Annotated in this window: 11 protein-coding genes and 1 pseudogene; 10 read left to right on the forward strand and 2 right to left on the reverse strand. The window is 43.6% G+C overall.

The features are described 5' to 3' along the window. Positions 1 to 68 precede the first annotated feature (68 nt). Positions 69 to 1740: pseudogene (locus G7Y45_RS05745) on the reverse strand (FAD-dependent oxidoreductase); the annotation flags it as partial. Positions 1741 to 1946: 206 nt separating this feature from the next. Next, a complete protein-coding gene (locus G7Y45_RS05750; protein WP_165016381.1) occupies positions 1947 to 3356 on the reverse strand; it encodes an aspartate kinase in 1410 nt (469 codons plus the stop codon). A gap of 855 nt (positions 3357 to 4211) precedes the next feature. Here G7Y45_RS05750 and G7Y45_RS05755 point away from each other — a divergent pair. The 10 genes from G7Y45_RS05755 (at position 4212) to G7Y45_RS05800 (ending at position 15604) form a co-directional block, all read left to right on the forward strand. Then, complete coding sequence (locus G7Y45_RS05755) at positions 4212 to 5561, forward strand: sigma-54 dependent transcriptional regulator (RefSeq protein WP_165016379.1); 1350 nt, start codon at positions 4212 to 4214, stop codon at positions 5559 to 5561. Positions 5562 to 5908: 347 nt separating this feature from the next. Then, positions 5909 to 5989 carry a K(+)-transporting ATPase subunit F gene (gene kdpF / locus G7Y45_RS20135; RefSeq protein ID WP_080546244.1) on the forward strand — a complete coding sequence of 27 codons (81 nt, stop codon included), beginning with the start codon at positions 5909 to 5911 and terminating at the stop codon, positions 5987 to 5989. Between the two features lie 14 nt (positions 5990 to 6003). Next, positions 6004 to 7710, forward strand: coding sequence for a potassium-transporting ATPase subunit KdpA (kdpA, locus tag G7Y45_RS05765; protein ID WP_005823051.1), 1707 nt, complete (start codon positions 6004 to 6006; stop codon positions 7708 to 7710). 21 nt (positions 7711 to 7731) lie between these two features. After that, complete coding sequence (kdpB, locus tag G7Y45_RS05770) at positions 7732 to 9780, forward strand: potassium-transporting ATPase subunit KdpB (RefSeq protein ID WP_165016377.1); 2049 nt, start codon at positions 7732 to 7734, stop codon at positions 9778 to 9780. Between the two features lie 11 nt (positions 9781 to 9791). Continuing rightward, complete coding sequence (locus G7Y45_RS05775; RefSeq protein WP_005778797.1) at positions 9792 to 10373, forward strand: K(+)-transporting ATPase subunit C; 582 nt, start codon at positions 9792 to 9794, stop codon at positions 10371 to 10373. Between the two features lie 2 nt (positions 10374 to 10375). Then, complete coding sequence (locus G7Y45_RS05780) at positions 10376 to 11125, forward strand: hypothetical protein (protein ID WP_005823055.1); 750 nt, start codon at positions 10376 to 10378, stop codon at positions 11123 to 11125. Positions 11126 to 11219: 94 nt separating this feature from the next. Next, positions 11220 to 12347, forward strand: a complete 1128-nt coding sequence (locus G7Y45_RS05785; protein WP_165016375.1) for a sensor protein KdpD — start codon at positions 11220 to 11222, stop codon at positions 12345 to 12347. A gap of 26 nt (positions 12348 to 12373) precedes the next feature. Next, positions 12374 to 13813 carry an ATP-binding protein gene (locus G7Y45_RS05790; protein ID WP_005810680.1) on the forward strand — a complete coding sequence of 480 codons (1440 nt, stop codon included), beginning with the start codon at positions 12374 to 12376 and terminating at the stop codon, positions 13811 to 13813. 163 nt (positions 13814 to 13976) lie between these two features. After that, entirely contained in the window at positions 13977 to 14540 is a 564-nt protein-coding gene (locus tag G7Y45_RS05795) for an RNA polymerase sigma-70 factor (RefSeq protein WP_022011483.1), read from the forward strand. 53 nt (positions 14541 to 14593) lie between these two features. Next, a complete protein-coding gene (locus G7Y45_RS05800) occupies positions 14594 to 15604 on the forward strand; it encodes a FecR family protein (protein WP_005810675.1) in 1011 nt (336 codons plus the stop codon). Positions 15605 to 15678 lie beyond the last annotated feature (74 nt).

Below are 15678 nucleotides of genomic sequence, written 5' to 3' on the forward strand. Positions count from 1 at the left end.
TGCAGCCTGCATCTTTTCAGCAGAGGCAGGCTGCTTTACCTGACTTTCTTGAGTAATAGACATGTTTTCCGTTGCTTCATCTTCGTGCAGGATGATAGGAGCAGTAGCTGCACGGTATGTTTTCAGTCCGCCGGAAAGATTATATACATCTTTGAAACCATGCTGAATCAGGATACGGTAAGCGAGATACCCTCTCAACCCTACGGCACAGAAAGTATAAATGGGTTTCTCAGAAGGTATTTCGTCCATACGGTCGCGTATTTCATCCAACGGGATATTGACCGCTCCCGGCAGCGAACCCAGTGCGAATTCATCCGGTGTACGCACGTCCAGCAAGAATACGTTTTTCAGTTCGATGTCTCTCAGGTCACGCCAGTATATGGGTTTCACTTTGCCAAGGATGATGTTTTCGGCTACATAACCGGCAATAGCCACGGGATCTTTTGCCGAAGAGAAAGGAGGGGCATATGCCTGTTCCACTTTCATCAGGTCATAGATCGTTCCCCCGTGCTTGATGACGAGTGAGAGTTCGTCGATTCGCTTGTCCACACCATCGTATCCCACAATTTGCCCGCCATACAACTTGCCTGTTTGAGGATCGAAAGTTATCTTGATACTCATCGGCATAGCGTTCGGATAGTATCCTGCATGTGAAGCCGGATGTGTTGTTGAAGAAGCGTATGAGATGCTCGCTTGTCTCAGCCGCTTGCCGGGAAGGCCGGTAGAGGCTACCGTCATGTCAAATACTTTTGCGATGGATGTACCGATGGCTCCTTCATAAGAGATTTTCGCTCCCAGCAGATTGTCGGCAACGATACGTCCCTGGCGATTAGCCGGTCCGGCAAGATAGTTCAGCCAGGGTTTGCCCGTAATGGGATGGCGGAATTCAATGGCATCACCGATGGCATAAATTGATTCATCGGAAGTCTGCAAATTGTCGTTCACTGCGATGCCACCCGCTTCGCCGATTGTAAGCCCGGCAGCCCGTGCCAGTGTAGTTTCCGGACGTACACCGATGGAGAGGATCACAATATCCGCCGGAATAGACTGTCCGTTTTTGAAGATCACTTTCACCTCTTTGCCTGCTTGTTCGAACGAAGCCACAGCCTGTTCCAGATATAAGTTTACACCTTTCTCCATCAAATGTTGATGAACCAGTGCCGCCATTGAAAAGTCAATAGGTGCCATCACCTGGTTGCCCATCTCGACAATAGATACTTGTGCTCCTAATGCATGCAGGTTTTCTGCCATTTCCAGTCCGATGAATCCGGCTCCGATCACGACAGCCCGGCGGGGAGGCCGACTGTTGACGTATGCTTTAATGCGGTCGGTGTCTGCTACATTCCGCAAAGTAAAGATACCGCTTGAGTCAATGCCCGGTAATGGTGGGCGTACAGGAGATGCACCGGTGGATATTAACAGTTTGTCATAACTCTCCTCGTAAGTGTCTTCACTCTTAAGGCGGACGGTTACTGTCTTTTTTTTCCGATCTATAAAAATAACTTCATTTTCGGTACGTACATCCACTCTGAAACGTACTCCGAAAGCCTCAGGAGTCTGCACGAATAACTTCTCGCGGTCTTCAATAACGTCACCTATATAATAGGGTAGTCCGCAGTTGGCATAAGATATATATTTTCCTTTTTCCAGTAAGATGATTTCTGCTGTTTCATCCGAACGTCTGATGCGAGCCGCAGTAGTAGCTCCTCCCGCTACGCCTCCAATAATAATGATCTTCATTTGAATATGTTTTCGTTTTAAAATAGTTTCCTTTGGAAATAAACGTTTATAGGCTTCAAAAGGTTCATGGGATGTACAGGAAATTATCCGGCATCCGCTCTCTTATCTTACTGAGATATGGTTGATTTAAAAGACGGCTCTTTTATCCCGTTATTATCTGTTGACAGATATGAGGATATTCGTATTCTCAATATCCCTTATATTAGTCAACTTTTCTTTAGAAGAAAAGATGGTTTGTCCGTGTTGTTCCACTTACTGCGGTTTAATGTCGGGGCACATGTATGAGAGACCATTGTAGCTGAAGGCTTAAACAGGGTATCGTTCAGTAGTTGCAATGCTTCTTTCTTATTTTCTGCTTTGATAACAAGAGAAACGTCGTTATTATTACTACCATAAGAAATCATCCGAATCGGGATGGCTGTCAGAGCGTTTAGGATTCGGGTCTCCAATCCGGTATATTGCCATTGTATGTTTCCAATGACCGACAGGATGCACATACGGTCCTTTACTACCGTAGTTGCGTATCGCGAAAGCTCATGCAGGATATTTGGTAGATGTTCTTTATCGTTGATGGCGACGGATACATCCGAGCCGGACGAAGTAAAAAGGCACAGGGGAGTGTGGTATTTTGCAAAAACATCGAATATCTTGCTGATGAACAAGTAGGGACGCAATGTCCGGTTCGACTGGAATCTGATGTAACAAATACCGTCTCTGGCAGTAATGGTTTTTATACTTTCTCCGCTCTGTATGTGTGAAATCAGAGTACCCTTTTCCGTGGGATCCATTGAACAGAACAGGCGTATCGGTATATTGCTTTCTCTTGCCGGGAAAATGCAGCAGGGATCGAATCCCGTTCCTCCGCAATGGGCGAATCGTTCGGCTTCGTCGAAACTGAGTTGTGTAACCATAGCCGGATGTTTCACGAAATGCGGATCACAACTGTGTATGCCATTACCACCTATCCATAGCCGTATTTCTTCGGTCCGTAGGGCGGCTCCGATTAATGTGGCAGAAGCATCGTCTCCACCCGGCTTGAGAAAACAGGTTTCGCCATAAGCATTCCGGCAGAGGTGTCCTTGGGTAAGAAACACGTTGATGTGTTTGTTGTCTTCCATGGATGTGTGCAGTTTTTTATTGATGTATTCCAAGTCAGGTTCTCCTTCCGGAGTCAATCGCATAAAGTCAAGACTGTTAAGCAATAGATTATTGATTCCCCGTTCTTTCAGATAAAGGCCGGACAGCATGCTGCTTATGAATTCTCCTTGCGACAATATGTCTTTTTCATCGACCGATGTAAAACGTTGCCGGGTAAAGTTCCATAAGGTACGGAAGCGGTCGATGATGGAGTCAACAGCTTGTTGTTTGATCGACTCGTCGTTGAATAGTTCGTTAGCGAAATCAATGAATCTGAATTCCAGTTTGCTTATTTCGTCATGCGCCCGTTCTGTATCTCTGCTGAAAAGATGTGCTGCTATTTTCGTTAGATGCTCCGTAGTTTCTGTAGGGGCAGATAGAACGATTATTTTGGGTGTACTGTCGTTGACCAGTTGGAGCATTTCCTGCATTCCCCGGATTGAACCAGTGGGAATATTACCGAATTTGTAGATCTTCATTTTTTTGTTTTTGAGTTATACGATATATTTTCTTTGTTCGTTACCCCTTTCCATTTTAGGTTGTTTTTATCAAAATGGGAGGGAATATAAGTACCTGTTCCGGCTGTATCTTGCCCATTGAAAGCGCTGCTGTAGTATTTGTAAGGCAGATTAGACGAATTTTCAGGGACTATGTCATGAATGAAAGATCAAAGTATATGCCATTGAAGGCACGGCTCTTTCATTTAATAACCGCCTTCCTCCCTTGTCCCCCCCCCACAAAACCTTCCATTCGCACACAGCGATGCGGAAGCAGCGCTTCGTTGTTTCTTTTTTAAGAAAGAATCCGGCCGGCTATTACCGGAGAAGTGTAGTAGATTAACCATTGTCATACAACTCTTTATCCCGGCCCGCATACCTGGGCCGATGAGCCCGCATGCCCGGGCCGATGAGCCCGCATGCCCGGGCTGAGATAAAGATCCGACCATTTGCACTAAAGAGAGTAAGTGAAATGAAATGCTTTTAGAGAGATTAACGGATAAGAAATTGGATATATCCATTTGTTTTCCAAACCTTTACTGCTGAAATATCCCCTAAAACAGCGGGTGGAAGATGGAAGATAGGGGTGGAAGATAAATGGCATAAAAACCGCATCTTCCACCAATCTATACATCTCACAATCAACTATATGCACTCTAAAAGGTGGAAGATGGAAGATCGAAACGCGTTTTTTGTATGAGAGGAAGACGGTTGTTAAATGAAAGAGCCGTGCATTGAAGGTTGTTTTTTTCCACAGTCCGATCATTTGCATTGTAGTAGAAAACCATTATATTTGCACACCCTGTTTTTTACCGTTCACATTTTAACTTATCAGACATGAGTAAAATTCTGATTATAGATGACGAAGTTCAGATTCGTGGTCTGCTGGCCCGTATGATGGAACTTGAAGGTTATGAAGTGTGCCAGGCCGGCGATTGCAAGGCAGCGCTCAGACAATTGGAACTTCAAATGCCCGACGTGGCTTTGTGTGACGTATTTCTTCCGGATGGAAACGGGGTAGACCTGGTGACGGAAATAAAGAAAAAAGCACCCGGAGTAGAAATCATCCTGCTGACGGCTCATGGTAACATACCCGACGGTGTGCAGGCCATTAAGAACGGAGCTTTCGATTACATTACAAAAGGAGATGATAATAATAAGATCATTCCTCTCATTAGTCGTGCTGTAGAGAAAGCGCGAATGAATATCCGTTTGGATAAGCTTGAGAAAAAAATCGGACTGATGTATTCGTTTGACACTATACTTGGCGAATCGAAGGCACTGAAAGAAGCGGTGTCACTGGCACGTAAAGTATCAGTGACTGATGTCCCTGTGTTGCTGACAGGTGAAACAGGGACCGGAAAGGAGGTCTTTGCCCAGTCGATACATTATAACAGCAAGCGGTCGCAGCAGAATTTTGTAGCGGTCAATTGCTCTTCATTCAGTAAAGAGTTGCTGGAGAGTGAAATGTTTGGGCATAAGGCGGGTTCGTTTACCGGTGCGTTGAAAGATAAGAAGGGGCTTTTTGAGGAAGCCAACAATGGAACAATCTTTTTGGATGAGATTGGTGAGATGGCTTTTGAATTGCAGGCCAAACTATTGCGCATCCTCGAAACCGGTGAATATATCAAGATAGGAGATACGAAGCCTACCCGCATCAATGTACGCATCATTGCTGCTACGAATCGGGATTTACCTGCTGAGATAGCAGCCGGACGCTTCCGTGAGGACTTGTTCTATCGCCTTTCTGTATTTCAGGTACATCTTCCGCCTCTGCGTGAACGTACGGGGGATATTAAGATTCTGGCTGAATCGTTTGTCCGTTCTTTCTCGGAGAAGCTTTCACATCCGGTGGGTACTATTACGCCTGCTTATCTTGAGGCTTTATGTCAACAACCGTGGAAAGGCAATATCCGCGAATTGCGTAATGCCATCGAACGAAGTCTGATTGTCTGTGAGGGTGATTGTCTGGATGTAGACGACCTTCCGCTTGAAATACAGAACAGCCATTATGAAAAGTCTGATGAAGGAATGCCGGGCAGCTTTGAACTTTCAGCCATGGAACGCAGGCATATTGCCAGGGTATTGGAGCATACTAAAGGGAATAAGACTGAAGCGGCACGTTTGCTGAAAATCGGATTAACTACCTTATATCGGAAAATAGAAGAATATAAACTTGGCAGTTGAGCGGACAGGAATATACTTGCTTGTCCGGGTTTATGCTTTTCTCCCTTTCAAAATAAAACATACCTTTTCAAAATGATAGGGTATCCTTGCACTGACGAGGATACCCTATTTGTTTTATCTGTCTGTATGTTAGTTGATTATGCTAACTCTCTTCATTTTTGGCACACATTTGGCATTAATTGTTTCAGGTAAAACAGAAATATAAACATTCTAATTAAAAGGTAAAGAACATGGGAATAACAGTTTCATTTATTTTCTGCCTGTTGAGCGGCATCGTCTGCTTCTGGCTGTTTTGGAAATGTGTCGATTGGTTTGAAACAATTTAAAGAGAGAGGAGAATTAAGTTTATGTACACAACACTATTTGTAATAAGTATTACACTTTTCGGCTATTTGGCGTATGTGCTCATTCGGCCTGAGAAGTTTTAATTGGAAGTAAAGCAATGAATACAGAAATTTTAGGAGTGGCGGTGCAAATCGTCCTAATGGTGGTCTTAGCTTATCCGTTGGGACGTTACATAGCCCGGGTTTATAAGGGAGAGAAGACTTGGTCGGACTTTATGGCTCCTGTAGAGCGAGTGATTTATAAGATATGCGGTATAAATCCGCAAGAGGAGATGAATTGGAAACAGTTTCTCAAAGCCTTGTTGATTTTGAATGCCTTCTGGTTTGTATGGGGAATGGTACTGCTGGTATCACAAGGTTGGCTGCCACTCAATCCCGATGGTAACGGACCTCAGACACCCGATCAAGCATTTAATACCTGCATCAGTTTCATGGTAAACTGCAATTTGCAACATTATAGTGGTGAGAGCGGATTGACTTATTTTACCCAGCTGTTCGTTATTATGCTGTTCCAATTTATCACTGCTGCTACAGGGATGGCCGCTATGGCCGGTATCATGAAAAGTATGGCTGCCAAATCCACCAGAACAATAGGTAACTTCTGGCATTTCCTGGTAATAAGCTGTACACGTATTTTATTACCTCTTTCGTTGATTGTCGGTTTCGTCCTGATTTTGCAGGGAACACCGATGGGATTTGATGGTAAGATGAAGGTGACTACCCTGGAGGGACAGGAGCAGATGGTATCGCAAGGACCTGCGGCTGCAATTATTCCTATTAAACAACTGGGAACCAATGGTGGCGGTTATTTCGGGGTTAATTCTTCACATCCGCTGGAGAACCCTACTTATCTGACTAATATGGTTGAATGCTGGTCAATCTTGATCATTCCGATGGCAATGGCGTTGGCTTTGGGCTTCTATACCAATCGCAGAAAGTTGGGATATAGCATCTTTGGAGTGATGCTGTTTGCTTATCTGGCCGGAGTTTTCATTAATGTTCAGCAGGAAATGGGAGGTAATCCACGTATCGATGAGATGGGAGTTGCTCAGGATCATGGTGCGATGGAAGGCAAGGAGGTAAGGCTTGGGGCCGGAGCCACAGCATTGTGGAGTGTTACTACAACGGTTACCTCTAACGGATCAGTCAATGGCATGCACGATTCGACTATGCCGCTCAGTGGAATGGTCGAAATGCTGAATATGCAGATTAACACTTGGTTTGGTGGTGTCGGTGTCGGATGGATGAATTATTATACTTTCATTATTATGGCCGTGTTTATCAGTGGCTTGATGGTGGGACGTACACCTGAGTTTCTGGGAAAGAAGGTAGAAGCCCGGGAGATGAAGATTGCAACTCTCGTTGCTTTGCTCCATCCGTTTGTTATCCTTGTGTTTACTGCCATTTCAAGTTACGTTTATACACATCATCCCGATTTTGTAGAGAGTGAAGGAGGCTGGTTGAATAACCTCGGTTTCCACGGGCTCAGCGAACAACTCTATGAATATACCTCTTCGGCAGCCAACAATGGTTCCGGTTTTGAGGGGTTGGGTGATAATACTTACTTTTGGAACTGGACATGTGGGATTGTGCTTATCCTGAGCCGTTTTATTCCAATTATCGGTCAGGTAGCCATTGCGGGACTTTTGGCACAGAAAAAGTTTATTCCCGAAAGTGCCGGTACATTGAAAACGGATACTGCGACTTTTGCCATGATGACTTTCGCTGTTATCTTTATCGTTGCAGCCTTGTCTTTCTTCCCTGTGCATGCATTAAGTACGATTGCCGAACATTTAAGTTTATAAGAATAGCAGGATAATATAGTTATGAAAAATAAAATGTCAGCTTCTATGTTTCAAAAGGAGCAAGTAATGGAAAGTATCAAGCAATCGTTTGTGAAGTTAAATCCGCGAATGATGGTAAAGAATCCGATCATGTTTACAGTAGAGATAGTTACCCTTATTATGTTGGTGGTGACGGTGTTCTCTCTGTTCACTTCGGAGTATGGTGCTTTCGGATATAATTTGTGTGTATTCCTGATTTTGTTTATCACTTTGTTGTTTGCCAACTTTGCCGAAGCGATAGCCGAAGCCCGTGGCAAAGCACAAGCGGATAGCCTGCGTAAGACGCGTGAGGAAACTCCTGCCAGACTGGTGATGGGTGACAAGATTCAGACGGTGAGCAGTTCAATGCTGAAAAAGGGAGATGTTTTTGTGTGTGAGGCAGGCGATACGATTCCTGCCGATGGAGAGATTATCGAAGGATTGGCTTCGATTGATGAAAGTGCCATTACCGGTGAATCTGCTCCTGTGATTCGTGAAGCAGGTGGAGATAAGAGTTCGGTGACCGGTGGAACTAAAGTGCTTTCGGATCACATCAAGGTATTGGTGACACAACAGCCCGGTGAAAGTTTTCTCGACAAAATGATTGCTTTGGTAGAAGGTGCCAGCCGACAAAAGACACCGAACGAGATAGCTTTGACCATTCTGTTGGCCGGTTTTACACTTGTGTTTGTCATCGTTTGCGTCACTCTGATTCCGTTTGCTGATTATACCAGTCTTGAGCATCCTGGAACGGCCATCTCGATCGCAGCTATTCTTTCTCTGTTTGTCTGTTTGATTCCGACTACTATCGGGGGACTGCTTTCTGCAATCGGTATTGCCGGTATGGATCGTGCACTGCGTGCCAATGTGATTACGAAATCGGGTAAGGCTGTTGAGACGGCAGGTGACATTGATACTCTGCTGTTAGATAAAACGGGTACCATTACGATTGGTAATCGTAGAGCGACAAAATTCCATTCGGCACCGGGAGTCGGTCCGCGTGAGTTTATTACGACCTGTCTGCTGGCTTCCCTCTCGGATGAAACGCCTGAAGGTAAGTCCATCGTAGAGTTAGGACGTGAATCGGGGGTACGCATGCGGAGTCTTAATACGACCGGTGCACGCATGATTCAGTTCACTGCCGAAACCAAATGTTCGGGGGTTGATTTGTCCGATGGTACACAAATCCGTAAAGGGGCTTTCGATGCAATCCGTAAAATAACGGAGGCTGCAGGAAATAAATTTCCGAAAGAAATAGAAGAAGTGATAGCTGAAATTTCGGGTAATGGCGGTACACCGCTGGTAGTGTGTGTCGACCAGAAGGTAACAGGGGTTATTGAGTTGCAGGATATCATCAAACCGGGAATTCAAGAGCGTTTTGAGCGCTTGAGAAAGATGGGAGTGAAAACGGTGATGGTGACCGGTGACAATCCCCTGACCGCTAAATATATTGCAGAGAAGGCAGGAGTAGATGATTTCATCGCCGAGGCGAAACCCGAAGATAAGATGGAATATATCCGTAAGGAACAACAGTTAGGTAAGTTGGTGGCTATGATGGGCGACGGAACGAATGATGCTCCTGCGCTGGCACAGGCTAATGTCGGTGTGGCAATGAACAGTGGTACCCAGGCGGCCAAGGAAGCCGGTAATATGGTCGACCTTGATAACGATCCGACGAAGTTGATAGAGATTGTGGAAATCGGAAAGCAACTGCTGATGACTCGCGGTACGTTAACAACTTTCTCTATTGCAAACGATGTGGCCAAATACTTTGCTATTGTGCCTGCCCTGTTTATGGTGGCTATTCCAGAACTCGGTGCACTTAATGTCATGAATCTGCACAGTCCGGAAAGTGCGATCCTTTCGGCTGTTATCTTCAATGCTATTATTATTCCGATCTTAATTCCATTGGCTTTGAAAGGAGTACAGTATAAACCGATCGGAGCATCGGCACTACTTCGTCGTAACCTGCTGATTTATGGGTTAGGAGGGGTGATAGTTCCTTTTGTCGGAATCAAGTTAATCGATTTGGTAGTCAGTTTATTCTTCTAAATATTCAAACAATGAAAACATTATTAAAATCTATCAAGATAACGCTTGTGTTTTGTGTATTCTTCTCAGTGTTCTATATTCTCGTGTTATGGTTGTTTGCTCGGGTAGCCGGTCCCAATCAGGGTAATGCGGAGGTGGTGACATTGAACGGTAAAGTGGTCGGCGCCGCCAATGTCGGACAAAAATTTACGGAGGATATTTACTTTTGGGGACGCCCTTCATGTGCAGGTGACGGTTATGATGCAACCAGTTCATCTGGTAGTAATAAAGGGCCTACCAATCCGGAATATCTGGCAGAAGTGAAATCCCGTATCGACACTTTTCTGGTTCACCATCCATACTTGTCCCGTAAAGATGTGCCTGCCGAAATGGTGACGGCCAGTGGTTCGGGACTGGACCCCGATATCACTCCTCAGAGTGCTTATGTGCAGGTAAAAAGGGTCGCTCAAGCACGAGGAATGGATGTAGAGGAAGTCAGAAGGATTGTAGATAAGGCAGTGGAAAAACCATTGTTAGGGGTATTCGGAACCGAGAAAGTAAATGTATTAAAATTGAATATAGCTCTTGAAGAGACAAAAGTAAACAGGAAATGAATATGAGAAATATTATAAATAAAAACACGATTTTAACATCACTGGCACTTGTGGCTATGTGTTTTTGGGGAGGCATAAATGCAAATGCTCAACAGTTCAATGTTCAGGGCGATCTGGTAAGCTCTTACATTTGGCGTGGAATGTATCAGACAGGGGTCAGTATTCAGCCGACTCTGGGTTTCAGTGCCGGAGGCTTTTCGCTGACGGCATGGGGATCTACAGATTTTGACGGGACTTCCGCTTCGGCCGGAGCTGCTGCCAAAGAGATAGATTTGACTGCTGCCTATACTTTAGGTAATTCCGGATTGACTTTTTCAGTTGCAGATTTATGGTGGGCAGGACAGGGAGCGCGTAAATACTTTAATTTTAAAAGTCATGAAACCGCTCACCATTTTGAAGCAGGACTTACTTATGCCGTCCAGTCTGAAAAGTTCCCTTTATCTATAGCATGGTATACCATGTTTGCCGGACAAGATAAGAATGCGGAAGGCAAACAGAATTACTCGTCTTATGTCGAGTTTAATTATCCTTTCTGTGTAAAGATGGTAGATCTGAACGCAACTTGCGGTATTGTCCCTTATGCGGCTCCTCAGTACAATTGTGATGGATTTGCTGTGACCAATGTTGCTTTGAAAGGAACTACCCGGATCAGATTCAATGATACGTTTGCTTTGCCTATATTTGCACAGGCTGTTTGGAATCCTCGTATGGAAGATGCACATTTGGTGTTTGGTATCACTTTAAAACCGTGAAATCAGATATAACTTAAAAACTCATGAAGTTGTTAGCCGGCCCGTAGCAGTAGTGATACTGTTACGGGTTATGCAGTATAAAAAATGAATAAATATGGATAGAGAAGAGAGTGTACAGCATTTCCTCGATTTGATAAAGAGATCACGTCGTGGTAAGTTCAAGGTTTACATCGGTATGATTGCCGGTGTAGGCAAGTCTTACCGGATGCTTCAGGAAGCACACGATTTGATTGATAGTGGAGTAGATGTCCGGATAGGATATATTGAGACACACGGGCGTGCCGGAACGGAGGCCGTATTGGAAGGCTTGCCGGTTATTCCGCGTAGGAAACTGTTTTATAAAGGGAAAGAGCTTGAGGAGATGGACTTGGAGGCGATTATCCGTATTCATCCCGAAATTGTAATAGTGGACGAGCTGGCACATACTAATGTGGAAGGAAGTCTAAATGAGAAACGTTGGCAGGATGTGATGACATTGCTCGATGAAGGCATTAATGTGATTTCGGCAGTCAATATCCAGCATATTGAGAGTGTAAACGAAGAAGTACAGGATATAGCAGGCATTGAAGTTCGGGAACGTATCCCCGATAGCGTACTTCAAGAGGCTGACGAGGTCGTGAATATTGACCTCACAGCCGAAGAACTGATTACCAGGCTTAAAGCGGGGAAGATATATAAAGCGGAGAAGATTCAGACCGCACTCAATAACTTTTTTAAGACTGAAAACATTTTGCAACTCCGTGAATTGGCCTTGAAAGAGGTCGCATTGCGAGTAGAGAAGAAAGTGGAAAATGAAGTTGTGATGAGCATTGGCCTTGGGGTTCGTCATGAAAAATTTATGGCTTGCATCAGTAGTCAGGAAAAGGCTCCCCGGCGTATTATACGGAAAGCAGCCCGTCTGGCTACCCGGTACAACACCTCGTTTGTAGCACTCTATGTACAGACTCCCAGAGAGAGTATGGAGCGTATCGATCTGGCCAGCCAACGTCATTTGCTGAATCATTTTAAACTGGTGACTGAGTTGGGGGGAGAAGTGGTTCAGGTGCAGTCGAGAGATGTGTTGCGGAGTATTGTACAGGTTTGCAAAGAGAAACAAATATCCACTGTTTGTATGGGATCCCCTTTCCTCCGATTGCCCGGCGCTGTGTGCGGAATATTGAAATATCGCAGATTTTTAAATAATCTGGCACAAGCGAACGTAGATTTGATTATACTTGCATAAAAAATGATTTAGTCTCATTATCGATTATGAATATAAAAACCAAATTACTTTTCGGCATTGGAATATTGGCCGGAATGATCATTTTACTGGTAACACTTTCAGTGGTTAATCTTCAGATTTTGACGGCTACGGAACCCGACAGTCCGGTTGCTATGCCTGCTCTGGAACGTGCTCTTTTATGGATTTCCATAACGGGTGGTATTTGTATCTTGACGGGGTTGGTTCTGCTTATTTGGCTACCCCGCTCCATTAATAGACCGGTAAAGGAACTGACTCGTGGAATTCTGGAAATAGCCAATCATAATTATGAAAAGAGATTGGATATGAAGGGGTATGAAGAATTCAGGGAGGTTTCCGATAGTTTTAATCGTATGGCAGAGAAACTGACAGAATATCGTGACAGTACGTTAGCTGATATTCTTTCTGCAAAAAAATTTCTTGAGGCTGTAGTCAATAGTATCCATGAACCGATTATCGGGCTGAATACCGAACGGGAAATTCTTTTTATTAATAATGAAGCACTGAATGTGCTCAATATGAAGCGTGAGAATGTGATTAGACACTCGGCTGAGGAACTTTCTTTGAAGAATGATCTGCTGCGCAGACTGATACGTGAACTGGTGACTCCCGGCGAAAAGAATGAACCCTTGAAAATCTATGCGGATAATAAAGAAAGTTATTTCCAGGCTTCTTATATCCCGATTGAGAATGCAGAGGCAGAAAAAGGAGAAGCCCGTAATTTGGGAGACGTCATTTTGCTGAAAAATATCACAGAATTTAAGGAACTCGATTCGGCAAAAACAACCTTCATTTCCACTATTTCTCACGAACTGAAGACCCCCATTTCTGCCATTATGATGAGCCTTCAGCTATTGGAGGACAAGAGGGTAGGAGTTCTGAATGGAGAACAAGAACAGCTGTCAAAGAATATAAAGGATAACAGCCAACGTTTGCTTGATATTACCGGAGAATTACTGAATATGACTCAGGTGGAAGCCGGTAAACTTCAGATGATGCCGAAAATTACAAAACCTATCGAACTGATTGAATATGCCATTAAGGCCAATCAGGTACAGGCCGATAAATTCAATATACAGATAGAAGTGGAGTACCCTGAAGAGAAGATACCTAAGTTATTTGTGGATAGTGAAAAGATAGCTTGGGTGCTTACTAATCTTTTGAGCAATGCAATCCGCTATTCTAAAGAGAATGGACGGGTGGTGATTGGTGCACGGCGTGAAGAAGAGTATATCGAACTCTATGTCCAGGACTTTGGGAAGGGTATTGATCCGCGATATCACCAAAGTATTTTTGATCGTTATTTCCGTGTGCCGGGCACCAAGGTGCAGGGGAGTGGTTTAGGATTGTCTATCTCAAAAGACTTTGTAGAAGCACATGGAGGTACGTTGACCGTGCAGAGCGAATTGGGTAAGGGGAGCTGCTTCGTGATGAGACTGAAGGCTTGATGATGATTGTAAATGACAGAGGTGAACTTGTGGCTCTGTAGGGCATTTTCCGGAAAAAACAACTTATAACATCTTTATATTAAGCTTTTTTTGTTATTTTTGTCAGCGTATTGATATATAATCTGATACTTGTCTAAGTTAATCTTTTAAGCGAGGTATAATAATGCATTCTGAAATCGCAGATGAAAAATTGCTGGTCGTCCAATTCTCACAAGGAAACCATATAGCGTTTAAGACATTGTTTGTGCGTTATTATCCAAAAGTGCGCTCTTTTATTATGGGATTGGTTAAATCAGAGAGTGAAACGGAAGATTTGGCACAAGAGGTTTTTCTTAAGCTGTGGACCCATCGGGAACGATTTCGTGAAGTGGAAGTCTTTGGTACTTATCTGTATGTTTTGACTAAAAATACAACTTTCAATTATTTGCGTTCCAGGCAGAATCGTCAGGATGATCAAAGGGCTGATTCAGTGGAAGAGTCTACGGATACTACACCTTACGAAGAGTTAGTTGCCAAAGATTTGCAATTATTGATTGATATGGTGGTAGAGAACATGCCTCCTCAACGGCAAACGATTTTCCGGTTAAACCGGGAGGCTGGGCTTACCAATGCAGAAATAGCGGAAAAGTTGCAGATAAGTAAAAAAACAGTTGAGAACCATCTTAACCTGGCATTGAAAGAACTGAAAAATGCTTTGTTACTCTTTATTTTTCTCTATTTATGTTAATACGGTTAGGGATAAACTCGGATTTATACGTCCTATTATAAATTACTAATAGAATGAGTTATTTAAAAAATATAATCACTTACTTTTTCCATCATCCGGCATCGGAAGAGGTGGCGGGGAGAGTGTATAAACGATTAACCGACACAAACAGCAAGCAAGAGAAAGAGGAGGCTTTGTCTGGTATTTGGGAACAGATCGGTTTCCCGGAAGGGGATGAACACGAAACATTAAGAGCGTTTGAGAAGCTGGAACAACAGATTGGAGGAAGCTCTGTGAAGTTGGAAGCGGACTCTCCGCGTTTCCGTATTCCCCGGTGGACTTGGGTTGCTGCATCTATCATCATCCCTCTATTGCTTTTATTCGGTTCTGCTTATTTATATACAGAAACTCTTACTATCAAGAATGAACTCAGTAATGTGACCTTCATCCAATACTATGTTAATAATGGGAAGAGGGAACAAATTATCTTACCCGATCAATCGAAAGTTTGGCTCAATTCCGGTTCTCTGTTGGTTTATCCATCTTCGTTCATTGGAGATGAACGTGAAGTTTATCTGGCCGGTGAAGGTTATTTCTCAGTAACGAAAAATAAAGAATGTCCTTTCATTGTGAAAACGAACTCTATTTCAATCAGTGTACTCGGTACGGAGTTCAATATAAATGCTTATCCTAATATCGATAAGGTCGTGACAACTTTGGAAGAAGGATCCATTCGTATGTTGCTGAATCGTTCCAATTCATCCTATTTACTGGAGCCTGATGATCAAATCGTTTATATCCCGTCTACCGGACATATAGAGCGAAAACGGGTAAAAGCTTCTGATTATTCTGACTGGAGAGATGGAGGTTTGTATTTTAGTAGTAGTCCGTTTAAAGAAGTGATGCAGACCTTAGAACGCGCCTATTCGGTTCAGGTACATTTACAGACTTCTATTTATCAATCCAATAATCTGACTATTCATTTTTATCCTAATGAGTCGATAGAAAATGTAATGATGCTGATCAAAGAAATGATTCCGGGACTTGAATATCAGATAGAGGGGAAAGATATTTATATCGAATAAGATTTTAAATATTAGCTTTTGTTAACTTTTTGTCGTTGGGTGTAGTTAAATAACAGACTGTCCTATTGTAAAAG

The organism is Bacteroides sp. ZJ-18 (assembly GCF_011038705.2).
Taxonomy (GTDB): domain Bacteria; phylum Bacteroidota; class Bacteroidia; order Bacteroidales; family Bacteroidaceae; genus Bacteroides; species Bacteroides hominis.